General features: G+C 63.7%; 10 protein-coding genes. 7 read left to right on the forward strand and 3 right to left on the reverse strand.

The window, feature by feature from the left end; genetic code table 11:
* Window positions 1–439 precede the first annotated feature (439 nt).
* A complete protein-coding gene (locus RDU24_RS08590) occupies window positions 440–1,165 on the forward strand; it encodes a DNA alkylation repair protein (RefSeq protein WP_308735331.1) in 726 nt (241 codons plus the stop codon).
* A 58-nt stretch (window positions 1,166–1,223) separates the two neighbouring features.
* Window positions 1,224–2,123: an AraC family transcriptional regulator gene (locus RDU24_RS08595; protein WP_308735332.1), complete on the forward strand. Its 900-nt coding sequence runs from the start codon at window positions 1,224–1,226 to the stop codon at window positions 2,121–2,123.
* 41 nt (window positions 2,124–2,164) lie between these two features.
* Here the strand turns inward: RDU24_RS08595 and asnS are convergent, their stop codons facing one another.
* Window positions 2,165–3,565, reverse strand: a complete 1,401-nt coding sequence (gene asnS, locus RDU24_RS08600) for an asparagine--tRNA ligase (protein WP_308735334.1) — start codon at window positions 3,563–3,565, stop codon at window positions 2,165–2,167.
* 136 nt (window positions 3,566–3,701) lie between these two features.
* Between asnS and ftsY the strand changes: the two genes are divergently transcribed.
* Entirely contained in the window at window positions 3,702–5,114 is a 1,413-nt protein-coding gene (ftsY, locus tag RDU24_RS08605) for a signal recognition particle-docking protein FtsY (RefSeq protein ID WP_308735335.1), read from the forward strand.
* Between the two features lie 17 nt (window positions 5,115–5,131).
* On the opposite strand, the gene RDU24_RS08610 is transcribed toward ftsY, so the two are convergent.
* Together RDU24_RS08610 and RDU24_RS08615 are read right to left on the reverse strand one after the other, a co-directional pair.
* Window positions 5,132–5,596, reverse strand: coding sequence for a DUF3124 domain-containing protein (locus tag RDU24_RS08610; protein WP_308735336.1), 465 nt, complete (start codon window positions 5,594–5,596; stop codon window positions 5,132–5,134).
* 35 nt (window positions 5,597–5,631) lie between these two features.
* Window positions 5,632–6,489, reverse strand: coding sequence for an RluA family pseudouridine synthase (locus RDU24_RS08615; protein WP_308735337.1), 858 nt, complete (start codon window positions 6,487–6,489; stop codon window positions 5,632–5,634).
* 146 nt (window positions 6,490–6,635) lie between these two features.
* Between RDU24_RS08615 and RDU24_RS08620 the strand changes: the two genes are divergently transcribed.
* From RDU24_RS08620 to RDU24_RS08635, 4 genes are read left to right on the forward strand one after another with little or no spacing between them, the layout of a single operon-like run.
* Window positions 6,636–7,625: an ornithine cyclodeaminase family protein gene (locus RDU24_RS08620; RefSeq protein ID WP_308735338.1), complete on the forward strand. Its 990-nt coding sequence runs from the start codon at window positions 6,636–6,638 to the stop codon at window positions 7,623–7,625.
* Window positions 7,626–7,632: 7 nt separating this feature from the next.
* Entirely contained in the window at window positions 7,633–8,544 is a 912-nt protein-coding gene (locus tag RDU24_RS08625) for a DMT family transporter (protein WP_308735339.1), read from the forward strand.
* Complete coding sequence (locus tag RDU24_RS08630; protein ID WP_308735340.1) at window positions 8,541–11,768, forward strand: UvrD-helicase domain-containing protein; 3,228 nt, start codon at window positions 8,541–8,543, stop codon at window positions 11,766–11,768. The genes RDU24_RS08625 and RDU24_RS08630 overlap by 4 nt, the downstream gene beginning before the upstream one ends.
* Complete coding sequence (locus RDU24_RS08635; RefSeq protein ID WP_308735341.1) at window positions 11,765–14,698, forward strand: PD-(D/E)XK nuclease family protein; 2,934 nt, start codon at window positions 11,765–11,767, stop codon at window positions 14,696–14,698. The genes RDU24_RS08630 and RDU24_RS08635 overlap by 4 nt, the downstream gene beginning before the upstream one ends.
* Window positions 14,699–14,725: the final 27 nt, after the last annotated feature.

Genomic DNA, 14,725 nt, shown 5'->3' on the forward strand with positions numbered 1-14,725 from the left:
CGCTTTTCTTTTGAAAGAACATCCGCTTCGCGTCCAGCCCGTTCGGCCTTCCCGTTGCGGCGAGGTGCGTTTCTATGTGAACCGCGCCCCGTAGTCAACTACTTTTTCACTTTTCTTCTGGAAAGATCTTTCGCTGCCCTGCGACCTTCCGGTCCCGTGCGGCGAAGGGGCTTTCTAGAAGAACCAGCTTCCAGAGTCAACCACTTTTTACTCATTTACTTGGAAAAGATCAGCCGCCCCCACACACCCTCTCGGGCCGTTCGTTGCGGCGAGGGGTGGTTCTAGGGAAACCAGGGCGGAAGGTCAACTGGTTTTTTAGGATTGCGGCAACATTAATTAAAATGCATATAAATTCAGAGTATTATGCGCGACGTTCTTTAAGCTGTCATTGCGCAAGGGCTACCGCTTACCTATAGTATGCTCTTACAGGAGACCAACCATGACTCACCCAGCCAGTTTGCTGGAAGCGCTACGCGCAGACCTACGCGCAAACGTTGACGCAAAGCACCGCGACGGCTGCCGTTCGTTCTTCAAAGAGACGATCCGACCCATGGGGGTACGCTCTGGCGAGCTGAACAGGATCATCGCCAAGCATTGGCGCGACTCAAAGGGCCTTGCTTCAGACGAGCTCATGGCCTTGTGCGACTTGCTCTGGGATTCCGGCGTGTTCGAGGAAGCCACTGTGGCCTGCAAATGGTGCGCTCGCGCCCTGCATACCCTTGGAAGCGCAAGCTTTGACGCGTTTGAGCGCTGGCTCGAAACAAGGGTAGACAACTGGGCGCACTGTGACGACCTTGCCAGCCATTGTGTGGGCGGTCTGCTGATGCGCAACCCTGAGCTGGCTGAGCGCACCATGTCCTGGCTGAGCAGCCCAAACCGGTGGCTCAGGCGGGCAGGGGCCGTCTGCTGCGTGGTGCCTGCCCGACGTGGACTCTATCTGCACCACGTGTTCCGCGTTGCGGATGAGCTCCTGAAAGACAACGACGACTTGGTGCTCAAGGGATACGGCTGGCTGCTCAAAGAGGCCTCGAAACCCTGGCCGCACGAGGTGCTGGAGTTCATCCTCGCCCGGCGCGAGCGCAAGCCGCGGGTGGCCCTGAGGTATGCAATCGAACTGCTCCCGGCGGCACAACGCGCCCAAGCCATGGAGCTGACGCGGAAATGAGAGTTTCCGTCAAGCGGGTCGCACCCGCACAGGCTAGAAGTCTTGCCTGGAGGAAAGGATGAAGCTCGACACCCACAACGATTACGCTGCCCGCATGCTCCGTGTGCTGAACCACATGCAGCGGCACCTGGACGCGCCCCTGAACATCGAACGTCTGGCCAGCATCGCACATTTCAGCACGTCGCACTTCCACCGCGTGTTCAAAGGCATGCTTGGCGAGACCATCATGGACCACGTCCGTCGCATCCGCCTTGAGCGAGCGTACATTGAGTTGGTGCGCACGGACGTGCCAGTGACGGACATCGCATTCGACGCGGGCTACGAGTCCCTTGAGGCTTTCAGCCGTTCCTTCCGCAAGACCTTCGGCCTCTCGCCAAGCCAGTGCCGTGAACAGCAGCACTGGTCGCGCCGGTTTCCAGCGGCGCCCTCAGCGGTTCACTACTGCGGAGGCGAGATCGTGGAAATCCTCTTTGACGAAACAGGAGCAGCTCACATGAATGTCCGCATCGAAAACCTGCCCGACCTGCGAATCCTCAAAGTGCGCCAGACAGGACCGTACATGGAGTCGGCCACCCGCGCCTGGGGCATGCTCTGCGCCTGGGCCGGCCCCAAAGGTCTGTTCGGTCCTCAGACCATGTCCATCGGCATCAGCCACGACGACCCGCAGGTGACCAGGCCTGAGGACATCCGCTACGACGCGGCCATCACCGCGCCGCCCGAAGTCGCCCCAGAGGCGCCGATTGAGGCGGACACGCTCCCTGGAGGCAAGTACGCCGTCATCACCCACCAGGGACCTTACGAAAAGCTTGAGGACGCCTATGCTCAGATCATGGGCCAGTGGCTGCCCGCCAGCAACCATGAATACCGCGATACTCCCTGGTTCGAGGTGTACCGCAACGACCCGGCCAACACCCCGCCGGAACAGCTCATCACAGACATCCACATTCCGCTGAAGTAATGAAAAAGGGCGCCTCCCGCATGTGGGAGGCGCCCTTTCCGTTAAAACTCCAGGTTGCGAGGCGTTCGCGGGAAGGGAATCACATCGCGGATATTGGCGATGCCCGTGACCAGCATGAGCAGGCGTTCGAACCCCAGGCCGAAGCCCGCATGGGGAGCGCTGCCGTAGCGTCGAGAATCCAGGTACCACCAATACGGCTCACTCGGCAGGCCCACCTCGGCCATGCGCGCCTGAAGCACGTCCAGGCGCTCTTCTCGCTGGCTGCCCCCCACCAACTCGCCGATGCGCGGCACCAGCAGGTCCATTGCCGCCACCGTGGCCTGGTCATCATTGAGGCGCATGTAGAACGCCTTTATTTCCTTTGGGTAGTCATAAACTATGACCGGACGCTTGAAGTGCTCCTCGCACAGGAAGCGCTCATGCTCAGTCTGCAGATCCGAGCCAGCATGCACCGGGAACTCGAAGCTTCTGCCCGAGGCCTGGAGCACGCGGATGGCCTCGGCATGGGGCAGGCGTAAAAATGGCTGGTCCAGAATGCCGTTCAGGGTGGACAGGAGCGTCTTGTCCACGAAGTTGCCGAACAGGGCCAGATCCTCCGCGCAATGGGTGAGCGCGTGTCGAACCAGCGAGCAGACAAGGGCTTCGGCCAGGTCCATGTCCTCGGCCAGATCGGCGAAGGCCATCTCAGGCTCCACCATCCAGAATTCGGCGGCATGCTTTGGCGTGTTGGAGTTCTCGGCACGGAAGGTCGGCCCGAAGGTGTACACATCGCCCAGGGCCAGGGCCAGCATCTCCGCCTCAAGCTGTCCAGACACAGTAAGGTTTGCCGGGCGGCCGAAAAACTCGGCAGCCTCGCGGTCTGCAGGGGACAGCTGTGCGGCCTTCTCTGGCTCCAGATTGCTCACGCGGAACATCTCTCCCGCGCCCTCGCAGTCTGAACCGGTGAGGATCGGCGCGTGGATGTGCGCGAACCCGCGCGACTGGAAGAAGGAATGCACGGCCAGGGCCATTTCCGATCGAACGCGCAGCATCGCCCCATACTTGTTGGTGCGCGGGCGCAAGTGGGCGATGGTGCGCAGGAACTCGTCGGAATGGCGCTTCTTCTGGAGCGGATAGGTCTCGGCGTCGGCCTCGCCGTAAACCGTGAGCGCGCTGGCGCGCACCTCCCACTTCTGCCCTGCGGCGGGCGAGGCGACAAGCTGGCCCTCCACAGCGCAAGCAGCGCCAGTGTTCAACCGTTCCAGATGCGGCAGCAGCTGCGGGCTGTGGTCCACCAACACCTGCACGTTGCCCAGGCAGGAGCCGTCGTTGACCTCCAGAAAGGAAAAGCCCTTGGCGTCGCGCCGGGTACGCACCCAACCCTTGAGCAGCAGCGCGCCATCCGGTCCGGCCACGCGGCCGTCATCGCTCGAAAGAATGTCCTTGACCCGTATCCGCTGCATGAGCGCTCCTTCAACCATGTTCTTGAGTGATTCGTCACGTCGCCCTCTTCTAGTGCCGATCCGCCAGGATTTCAACAGAGTTGCGCCCGGTCCGGTCCTGGGTTAGAACGCCGCCACACAGCATCAAGGAGAGCGCATGGGATTTTTCAGCAAGGTCAAGAAGCTCTGGGGCGGAAACGTTGCCACGGAAACTCCTGTTGAGGCCACTCCACAGGCTGCACTTGAGACCGGTTCTCAAGCCGGACAGGCTGTCGAAGTTGAACCCTCTCCCGCCTCTGAGCCCGCTGCTGAACCGGACCTCATCACGCAGCCCGAGGCCAAGCCGCAGACGGCCGAACTCACCCAGGCTTGGCGCGACGCCCTATCCGCCTCCCTGACCTCCGGACGCGCAAAGATTTCGGAATGGCTTGGCATTCTGCTTTCCGACATCAGCGCCACCGGCCCCGACCTCTGGGCGCGCCTGCGCTTTCTCTTTGCCACCCTGGGAGCTCCCAAGGCCGAGGCCGAAGCCTTCATTGCGGAATTCAACGCTTGGGCAACGGCCATGAACCTGCAAAAGCCCGAGGATATACGCTCCGAGCTGCGGTACAGACTTGTCTTGGCCCTGGACCTGGAACAGGAGCAGGAAGAGCGCACCAGCCTGTTCAAAAAGCTCACCAAAGGCCTGGCCAAGACCAAGGCCCGCTTCGCATCCGGCCTGGGCGCGTTGTTCGGCCGCTCTGGCGGGCTCGATGACGGCTTCTGGGACGAGCTGGAAGAGATCTTCATCACCGCAGACATGGGGTCCGAGGCAACTCAAAAGCTCCTCGGCAATCTCAAGACACGCGCGCGCACCATGGGCGTCACCGAGGCCTCGCGCTTCCGCGAAGTGCTTTCCGCCGAACTCGAGGAGATCTTCCCTCTGTTGAAGAAACCGAAGGTTGCCAGTGCGCCTGAAGTAGTCATGATGGTTGGCGTGAACGGAGTGGGCAAGACCACCACCATCGCCAAGCTAGCCTATCGCGCACGCCTGCAGGGCCGCAAAGTGCTCATCGCCGCGGGCGACACCTTCCGCGCCGCCGCCATCGGGCAGTTGGAAATCTGGGCGGGCCGTGTGGGCGCTGGCATCTTCTCCAAGGCCGAAGGCGCCGATCCTGCCGCCGTTGCCTTCGAGGCGGTGGACAAGGCCCAGCGCGAGGGCTTCGACCTGGTGCTGCTGGACACCGCCGGCCGCCTGCACACCAAGGTGAATCTCATGGAAGAGCTGCGCAAGATCAAGCGCGTGCTGGAAAAGAAACACCCAGGCGCGCCCCACCGCGTGGTGCTGGTCATCGACGCGACAACGGGCCAGAACGCACTTTCGCAGACCAAGCTGTTCCACGAGGCAGTCGGCGTGGACGAGATCGTGCTGACGAAGCTCGACGGCACGGCCAAGGGCGGCGTGATGGTTTCCGTGGCCATAACCCACAAGCTTCCAATCAGCTTCATCGGTCTGGGCGAGAAGATGGAAGACCTGCGCCCCTTCGTGGGGGAGGACTTCGCCAAGGCGTTGCTGGGCGACGGCGACTAGAACGCCAAACGACGCGCCTATTCCTGAATCGCCACGCCGCGATTGATGTAGGAGATGCCCAGGCCGTTGCCCGAACCGATCATGACGGCCTCCACAATGGGCACGTTGACCTGGACGTCGGACCTCCAGCGCACCAGGAATGATGCGCCAACGCCTCCCTCCTTGTCCTTTTCATCCACGAGAAACTCCCGCGCTGACAGGGGCGGTATGACCACCGGGGCCGCAAGGTAACGGCGCAGGAGCTTCCCGTCAGAGCCATAGTAGTCCACGAAAGACAACGTGAGTGGACGCTTGGTGTCGATGTTGCGCACGACGAGCGTTACCGTCAGGTCCAGGGGCCGCGTCTTGGGGCCATGGAAGATGTGCGAGGAGCACGGCACGTACTGCGTCTGCCCCGTGGACACTTCGGCCAAGCCCACGGTGGCAAACACGCAAACGAGAAGCGCGGCTACAATCACGGCAATAGAGCGACGACGTATCATGGTTCCTCCCAGCCGGTTTCAAGCAGGCATTCGGTTTACGACAGGACCGGAACGGTCCAGTTCTCCGGCGCCTCGGCCTCGAAGCGCGGAAAGGCGATGCGCCTGTGATGCAGAAACATGCGCGGGGCGACGATGTCGCCTTCACCGTACAGCGGATCCCCGAGGATAGGCAGCATGGCTGCGGCCAGGTGCGCTCGTATCTGGTGCCGGGCTCCGGCGTAGATCTGCACGCGGACCTTGGTCAGCCCTCCCGGCAACTCCTCCACCGGCCAGACAAAAGTCCAGTTGCGCCGCTCCGGGTCGAGCTTGGCCAGCACACGCGTGCGGCGGCGGTCATCGGAGTCAAGCGCGCGCCTGAGCTCAAGCGCCTCGTCCAATTTGCCGACCACAATGGCGACGTATTCCTTTGTCACCTTCATGGTGTCCATGAGCGCGTAGTCCTTCTGCGCCTGTGGCTTGAGCGCCACCAGCAGCAGTCCCGAGGTGAGGTTGTCCAGGCGGTTCAGCAGAACAGGCTGGGAGTCGGGGAAAAGTTCCGGCAGGTGCGCCTCGACGCAGGGTTCGGAGCGTCCGGCGATGGCCGAACTGTGCATCCCGGCAGGCTTGAGAAGCGCAGCGAAGCTCATGGTGCGCTTCACGATGGCGATCTTGGGCGTCGGTGCGCTGGAGCGTTCTTCAGCCAAGAGGTCGACGCGCTGGCCGAGCAAAACCTTGAGGCTTGGCGTGGCAGGCCGTCCCTGCACCAGCACCCGGCCCGACTCGATGAGCCGACGCCGCAGGCGCAGCCCTGAGCCGGGCATGAGCTGCTCCAACACCTTGTCCAGCCGCTGGCCGTTCATGGCCTCATTCACCTGGACGCTTTGCGCTTGCAGCTGATTTTCGTTGTGTTCCATGCCGACACCCTACCCTTTGCGGGCTCGGGCAGCAACAGCCATCAACGTGTTCCCGGTCGACATGTAAGCATCCGCTTTTGACGCGAGGAATAAAACAATCTAGTGAGTTGGGGTCATGCAAACCTCAACCTCGGGAGCTGTCCTCCATGCCTTTCGACGTTCTCTGGCTTTCCCAGGCCAATATCGACACACTTGGGATCACGATGCTTGAAATCATGGACGAGGTGGAGCAAGGCTTCGCAGCCCAGGGACGCGGCGAGGTCGAAATGCCCGCCAAGATCGGCATCCACACGCGCAAGGACTGCTTCAACCATTCCATGCCCTGCTATGTCAGCGGAAATTTGGACATGGCCGGGGTGAAGGTCGTATCCGGCTATCCGCCGAACCCCAAAAAGGGGCTGCCGTACATCACCGGCATCTGGTGCCTGCTTGACCCAGAGACCGGCCTTGTGCGCGCGGTGATGGACGCGGCCTGGATAACGGCATGGCGGACGGGGGCGGCCTCTGGCGTCTACGCGCGGTACTTCGGCAGCCCGGACACCAGGAGCATTGCCATCCTCGGCCTGGGCGTGCAGGGCCGCATGAACCTGCGGGCCATGATCGAAGTATTCCCGAACATTTCCGAGGTGCGCATGTATGACCCCATCGCGGGCCAGAGCGCGCGCTACAAGGCCGACATGCAGCCCCTGCTGCCGGGGGCAACGTTCGTGGATTGCGCTGATCCCAAGATTTGCGTGGACAATGCGGACGTGATCATCACCTGCTCACCCATTGTGGAGAAGCCGGAACGCTTCGTCAAAGCCGAGTGGCTGAAGCGCGACTCCCTGGCCATATCTGTGGACTACGACTCGGCCTTTGATGCCGAAACCATGAGCGGCGCCGCCTGCTTCACAACCGACAACGAGGGACAGTACCTCTGGACAAAGGGGCACGGCGTGTATTTCCAGAACGGCTACCCGGACAAGACTGGCCTGCACTCGGACCTTGGCGAGATCTGCGCCGGAAAGAAGGCTGGGGTCCGCAGCGGGCGTCGCTCTGCGGTGCTCATGGGCATCGCGCTGGACGACGTCATGACCGGCCACTTGATCTACCAAAAGGCGCTGGAACGCAAAGTCGGCACCTGGGTCCAGCTCTAGGAACGACATGCAAGTTCGCGGCTATCTCTACGTGCTCTGTGCGGCAGCGCTTTGGGCGCTCATCGGGCCGTTGTCCAAGCAGGCCATAGCCTACGGCGTGGAACCGCTGGAGGCGGCCTTCTGGCGTTCCGCCATCGGCTGGTCGCTGTTCGCCGCGCATGCCTTCTCCGCGCGCTGCTGGAAGCTCCAACGCGCCGATGCCCCCGCCGTGGCGGCGTTTGGCGTGTTCGGCGTGGCGACGCTCTTCGGTGCCTATATCATGTCGATCCACTATGTCGGCGCTGCCCTGGCGTCGGTGCTTCTGTACACGGCCCCGGCCTGGGTGGCCGTGCTGGCCTGGCTTATGCTCGGCGAAGCCATGACCGGCAACAAGATCATTGCGCTGTGCATGACCATCGCGGGCGTGGCCTGCGTCAGCCTTGGCCCTTCGCTGTTGAGTGGCCAGGGGCTCGGCGCCGTGAACATGCCCGGCGTGTTGCTGGGACTGCTCTCCGGCCTCAGCTACGCCACGTACTACATCTTCGGGAAACGATACCTGGGCCGCTACCAGACGCCCACCCTGTTCCTCTACGCCCTGCCGGTGGGCTGCCTGTGCCTGCTGCCCTTTGTCCCGTTCAGCCAGAAGTCCTGGCAGGCGTGGGCCACGCTCGCCGCCCTGGCCCTGACGACCACCTACGGCGCTTACAGCGTCTATTATGCCGGCTTGCGCCGCCTGGAGGCGACGCGCACGGCCATCGTGGCGTCCCTGGAGCCAGTTCTGGCCGCCGCCCTGGCCTATGTCTGGTGGGACGAGCGTTTCGACCTGGCCGGGTATGTCGGCAGCGCGCTCATCCTGGGGGCGGTGCTCTGCACCATTCTGGGCAGCCCCGCCAAAAGCGTCGACACGGAACCTGAACCGGCCATAGAGGCCAGCGCATGAACGCGCATGCGGGTTCGCCTTTCCGACAGGTGAAGGCCTCGGCAGGCTCGGGCAAGACCTTTGCCCTGACCCGGCGTTTTCTAGAGCTGCTGACCGGAGCCGACGCAGACACTGGCCGCTATGCCTGCGCCGGGGCTGCGTCACGGCCGGTAGGCTATTCCTGGCCGGAGATACTAGCGGTGACCTTCACCAACAAGGCCGCCGCCGAGATGAAGGAGCGCGTGCTCCAGGCCCTCAAGCGCCGCGCCCTGAACCTGCCGGACGCGGCTGACGAACACATGTCGCCCGCCCGGGCCGAGGCCCTGCTCACGGACATCCTGCGCCACACGCAGCACCTTGGCATCCGAACCATCGACAGCTTGTTGAACCTGCTGGTGCGACTCTTCGCCCTGGACCTGGGCATGCGCCCCGACTTTGAGACCGTCTTCGACGAAGGCCCGGCCATGCAGTCCCTGCTCGAGGGCTTCCTTTCGCGTTGCGAAGAAGGCGGCGAGGAGGAAATCCTCTACGAACAGGCCGTGCGCACGCTCATCGAGCATGAGAACAAGGACGGCTTCTGGCTGCAGGACGCACTACGCAACCGCCTGCTCGAGATGGCCAGCCTGCTCAAGTCGCTTCCCGGTCCATTCACCACGGACCAGAGACGCCTGGCCGACCTGCTGGCCCTGTCGTATGCCTCCATGCAGCAGGCCACAAAGGCTCTCTCGGATATCATCGAGACAGAAGGCCTCGCGCTGCATGGGAACGTCGTCAAGCTGCTGGCCCGCTGCGCCCAGGCCAGCCTCTTCGACGGCCTGCCCGACTCGGCCTATCTTGCCAAGGACGACCTGGACGAATGCCTGCTGGCAAAGAGCCGCGGCAGGCGCTCGGAGGACGCCCAAGCCAGTTACGTGGCCTGTTGTGCTGCCTGCGCCGAATATGTCCACGACCACGCGGTTCTGGCTCCGGCCTATGCCCTGGCGCCGTGCGCGGCCATCGGCGAGCGCCTTCTGCGCGAGCTTGCGACCCTTCAGCGCGAGCAGGGCTTCCTGTTTGGCGGCGAACTGGCGGGCAAGGTTTGCGAGCTGCTGGACGAAGGCAACGGCGTTCCCGACGCCTTCTGCCGCCTGGGCGATCGCCTGCACCACCTGTTGGTGGACGAATTCCAGGACACCAGCCGCGCCCAGTGGAGCGCCACCCTGCCCCTGGCTTCGGAGTGCCTGGCCAAGGGCGGCAGCCTCTTCTGCGTGGGCGATGTGAAGCAGGCCATCTACGGCTGGCGTGGCGGCGAGGCCAAGCTGTTCGACGAAGTGGCGTCTGACGCGGAACTGGACGCCATGTCAGGCGGTGTCGCTCGCGACAGCCTGCCCTACAACTGGCGCAGCCTGCCAACAATCGTCGACTTCAACAACCGCATCTTCAGCGCCCTGGAGCAGCCGGACACCGTGCGCGACATCGCCACCGCCCTGCTTCCCGGAGCTCCCCTGGACATCGTCGAAGCCTTCCACACGGACCTTAGCGCGGCCTTTGCGGGTGCCAGCCAGGCAATGCCGCCACAAAAATCCGAAACGCCAACGCTTGAGCCAGGGGTTGTGCAAGTGCGCCTCCTGCCGCCCGGCAAGGCAGCGGACATTGAGGCCCAGAGCATGGACGCGCTCGTGCAGACCCTCCGCGACCAGATCCTGCCCCGCCGCAAGCTGGGCGACATCGCCGTGCTGGTGCGCACGGGCAAGCATGCGGACCTGGTCTGCGAACGGCTGGTGCGGGAAGGGCTGCCCATCATCACCGAAAACAGCCTGCTGCTCTCGCGCCATCCTATTGTGCGCCAGCTCACGGCGCTCATGCGCGTGCTCGACTGTCCCAGTGACGATACCGCCTTCTTCGAACTCATAACTGGACGCGAGCTGTTCCAGCCCGAGAGCGGGCTTGAGCCTTCCTCCATCCACGACTGGGTCTGCGCGGACACAAAGCCCGGCCTGCTCTCCCGGTTCCGCAAGGACTTCCCGGATATCCACGCGAGGCTTATCGCACCGTTCGTCATGCGCGCCGGGTTCATGCGCCCCTACGATCTGGCCCAGGCGGCGCTCGACACCTTCCAGGTGCTGGCTCGCCACCCGGAGGCCGAGCTGTACGTGCGGCGCTTCCTGGAGGTGATCCATCAGGCCGAGAGCAACGGCATGGGGTCGCTCGCACGTTTCCTTGAATTCTGGGCCGAAGCAGGCGGCGAGGAGAAGGTTCCCCTGCCGGAGGCCGCCGACGCCATACGCATCCTGACCATCCACAAGGCCAAGGGACTGCAGTTCCCGGTGACCATCATCCCGCTGCACAACTGGTCCTCCGGGCGCATGGCCGACTATCGGCCGGTGGGGCTGCACGGCCACCGCGTGCTGACACGGCTGACCAAAGCCCTCGGACGGCCCTACCACCAGCGGAACGCCGCATTGCTGCTGGAACAGATCAATCTGCTCTACGTGGCCTGGACCCGTGCCGAGGAGGAGCTTTATCTCTTCGTCCCCGAACCGGGCGGTCGAGGAAACGCTGGACCGGTTCCGGCCCTCCTCAAGCTGCTGCTGGGCATCCCGGCCGAGGAGGCCGGGGCGACCTTTGGCCAGCCCCCAGCGGGCAGCCAGGAGGCTTGCAGCGCTGAACCTATCGACCGTCAGCAGCCCGAAAGCGTTCCGCCCCTGGTCGAAACGCCTGAGTTCCAGGCCTGGCTGCCACGCCTGCGCGTGTTCCGCCACGCGGTGGAAGACGCCGCCTTTGACGGCAGGGCTCGAGGCAAGGTGGCCCACAAGGCTGTGGAGCTTTTGCGGATCGACAAGGACGATGCGGCCAGCGCCAGACGCGCCGCCGCCCTCGCTCTTGAGGAGTTTCCCGAGCTTCGCACACTCGCCGAAGCAGAGCGGCAGGCCCTGGTGCTCGAGATTGAAGACATGCTGCGCTGGCTGCTCAAACGGCCAGAGGCCAGGCCGCACCTGGGCCAGAATTCAGGCGAGCTGACCATACTTACAGAGGACGGCAGCTTCCAGCGGCCCGACCTGTTGCACTTCACCCCGGAGGGGCCAGTGGTGCTGGAGTTCAAGACCGGCCAGGCCAAGCCGGAGCACGCCAAGCAGCTGCTGGCGTATCTTTCCCTGGCGCGTCAGCTGCCCCAGGCCCTGGGTAAGCCCCCGCGTGGGCACCTTGTGTACCTGGACCGCCGAGTGATCGAGCCTGTGGAACCTAAGCCCGAGGCCAGGCCATGAATCCGGTGCGCATCGTCCCCTGGACAACGGACTTCATCGAGGCCCTTGCCGACCGCATCGTGTCCGAGGCCGCAAGCCACGACCTTTCACGCACGCGCATCGTGTTTCCGCACAACCGCCCGGCCCGGCACCTGCGCGCCGCCTTGGCCGCACGGTCCGAGCTGCCGCGGCCAGTCATTTTGCCGCGCATGCAGGCCCTGGACGAATTCCTGCGCGGCCTGCGGCAGGACTTAAGCGAAACCCCGCCCAGACGGGCCGGCAAGCTCGACCGCATCGGCCTTTTGCACGGCGTGGTGAAAGACCTCGGCCTGAGCGGTGGCTGGAGCGGCGGCCCTTTCGCCAAGCTCGACGACAGCGCCCGCGCATTCTTCCCCTGGGGCGCGCGGTTGGCGTCGCTGCTGGAGGAATTGGCCCGACATGGAACCACTCCCCAGGACCTGGGCCACCTTGAAGGCTTGGTGCTTCCCTGGGCCGAGGCGCTCCTCAGCCAGCTCGGCGGCATCGACAGCGCATACAAGGCCGAAATGCAGCGTCGCGGCTGGACGACGTCTGGCCTCGACGTCCTGTGGCTGTCCGAGCGCCTGGATGATATCGTAACGCTTCTTTCCGGTGAACGCCTCATCTTCGCGGGGTTCTCCGCCCTTGCCCCCACCGAGGAAGCAGTGTTGCGCAGGCTTTGGGAACGTTCCGGGGCGCTGATGCTCTGGCACTCGGACCAGGCGTTGGCCCTTGGCGCAGAAGTCGCCTGGCCGGCGAGGGAGCACGCCCGGGTACTGCGCACCTGGCACGCCAAGGCCGTGCTGGAGGTGGACGTTCCGGCTTCGCCAGCGCCACAGGTGCGGCGATTTTACGAAGGGTTCGACCTGCATTCGCAGCTCCACGCGCTTGAACGCGAGCTTGCAGCCCTGCCCGACACGCAGTCCACGGCCATAGTGCTGCCCGACCCCGGCGCGCTCATTCCGGTGATGCACCACCTTCCGGCCGGAGAGGTCAACATCAGCATGGGCTATCCCTTGGCGCGTTCCTCTCTGGCCCAGTTGCTCGAAACCATTCTCGTGCTGCACGAAAACGGTGATGGCTCTGGCCGCTACTCCTGGCGCGACCTTATCGCACTGTCTCGCCAGCCACTGTTGCGCATGCTGCGCGCTGGCGAAGAGACGCCCCTCAAAAGCGCCTATCAGTCCTGGGAACGCCATATACGCTCGTCCAGTTCCCTGCAGTCCCCCTTTGAGTGGGCACCAGCCTACGACCCGGACGAAACGAACGTCCCTGAAGAGGAACTGCGAGCGTTGCACCAAGAAGTCCTGCACGCCTGTTTCACGAGCTTTGCGAACCTGACGACGTTGCGTCAAACCGGCCTCGCGGTGGCTGGACTCTGCGATCTCCTGCGACGACGTGGCGGCGACTCCTGGCAGCACCTGCTCATCGACGCCGAGTGCCTGCTGCGGCTGTGGCAGTCCGTGGTGCCAGAGCTTTCAGGCAGCATCCTGGCCGATGAGACCTACGATCAGCCTCTGCTGTTCCTCATTCTGCGACACCTGCTCGAATCCGAGCGCGTGTCCTTTGAGCCAGAACCGCTGGCGGGGATGCAGGTGCTGGGCATGCTGGAGACACGGCTCTTGCGCTTCCGGCGGCTTTTCATCCTGGACGCCACCGAGGAAAACCTTCCCGGCGCCAACGCCCCGGACCCGCTGTTGCCCGACCCGTTGCGCGCAGCCCTTGGCCTGCCTGGCGCCCGGGAGCGGGACAACGTGGCCGCCCACAACTTCTTCAGACTGCTCATGGGCGCCCAGGAAGTCTGCGTGCTGTATCAGGCCGGAGTCCGGCCCGGCGCACTGGAAGGCAAGAGCGTGCGCAGCCGCTACGTTGAGCAGATGCTCTGGGAGCTGGAGCGCACCACTGGCAAGCTGGTCAAGCCGCTGCCGCAGTCCATCACCGAAGCGCCATTGAAAGCTGTGAGCTTCCCTGTGGCGGCCATTCTTACCAGCCGCCCGGCAATACGCGTTACTTCCGACATCCGCCAACGCCTTGCCGATCGCTTGTGCGAAAAGGGCATTACGCCCTCGGCCCTGGAGGACTGGCTCACCTGCCCCAAGCAGGGTTTCTACCGGCGCGTGCTGAACCTGCGCCCGTTGCAGGAGGTTGCCGAGGACGGCGACCGCGCCCTTTTTGGAGAGCTGGTGCACAGGGTATTGCGCGACTATTTCGAAAAGCATCTGGAACAGATGATTACCTCTGCATCCCTTGACGAGAGTGCGCTCTTCTCGCTGTTGGAGGAAGCCCTGGCCAAGGACGCCGAAGGCTTGAACCTGGCGTATGATGCCAGGGTTGCGCTCAATGCCGCCGCCCGAGAGCGTCTGCACCGCTTTCTTGCCGCAACGCCGCCAACGACGGTGGTGGCTCTTGAGCATGGGGTCAAAGCGCAGATACAAGCTGCAGGCTACGACATCCTCTTGCACGGAAAGATCGACCGCATCGACCTTCGCGAGAACGAGACCGAAGACGGCCACAGGGTACTGGACTACAAAACCGGCACGGTTAAGGAAGGCGGCAGCAGGGCATGGCTCGACGACGAGATGTTCGAGAGGCTGGCAGCCTGCACGCCAGGAACCGAGGCTGCGGCGGCCTTGTTCGCCGAACTCTCTGATTCCGGGCTGGACGTGCAACTGCCCCTGTACCTGCACCTCCTCAGCGCGAGCGGTGAGTGGCGGCCTGTCAACGCCGCGTGGGTGGCGCTCAAGAGCGACGGGGCCGAGCACCCCTTCTTTCCTGTTGAGACAGAGGCGGAAGCACGCGCTCTTGTCATCTCCAAGCGCGTCCCGGCCCTTGTGGGCTTTCTGCTGGCGCACCTGATGACCACCCCTGAGTACCCCGCCCGCAGCGGCAAGCACTGCGACTGGTGCGATTACCAAGGCCCCTGCTGCGGCTGACCACATTCAATCAATGGAGTATTTCGC

It is taken from the genome of Humidesulfovibrio sp. (assembly GCF_031082295.1).
Classification (GTDB): domain Bacteria; phylum Desulfobacterota; class Desulfovibrionia; order Desulfovibrionales; family Desulfovibrionaceae; genus Humidesulfovibrio.

Coding starts and splice junctions, on each gene's coding strand:
- RDU24_RS08620 (WP_308735338.1), top strand. CDS start 6,636: ATGCCTTTCGACGTTCTCTGGCTTTCCCAGGCCAATATCGACACACTT.
- RDU24_RS08635 (WP_308735341.1), top strand. CDS start 11,765: ATGAATCCGGTGCGCATCGTCCCCTGGACAACGGACTTCATCGAGGCC.
- asnS (WP_308735334.1), bottom strand. CDS start 3,565: ATGCAGCGGATACGGGTCAAGGACATTCTTTCGAGCGATGACGGCCGC.
- RDU24_RS08625 (WP_308735339.1), top strand. CDS start 7,633: ATGCAAGTTCGCGGCTATCTCTACGTGCTCTGTGCGGCAGCGCTTTGG.
- ftsY (WP_308735335.1), top strand. CDS start 3,702: ATGGGATTTTTCAGCAAGGTCAAGAAGCTCTGGGGCGGAAACGTTGCC.
- RDU24_RS08610 (WP_308735336.1), bottom strand. CDS start 5,596: ATGATACGTCGTCGCTCTATTGCCGTGATTGTAGCCGCGCTTCTCGTT.
- RDU24_RS08630 (WP_308735340.1), top strand. CDS start 8,541: ATGAACGCGCATGCGGGTTCGCCTTTCCGACAGGTGAAGGCCTCGGCA.
- RDU24_RS08615 (WP_308735337.1), bottom strand. CDS start 6,489: ATGGAACACAACGAAAATCAGCTGCAAGCGCAAAGCGTCCAGGTGAAT.
- RDU24_RS08590 (WP_308735331.1), top strand. CDS start 440: ATGACTCACCCAGCCAGTTTGCTGGAAGCGCTACGCGCAGACCTACGC.
- RDU24_RS08595 (WP_308735332.1), top strand. CDS start 1,224: ATGAAGCTCGACACCCACAACGATTACGCTGCCCGCATGCTCCGTGTG.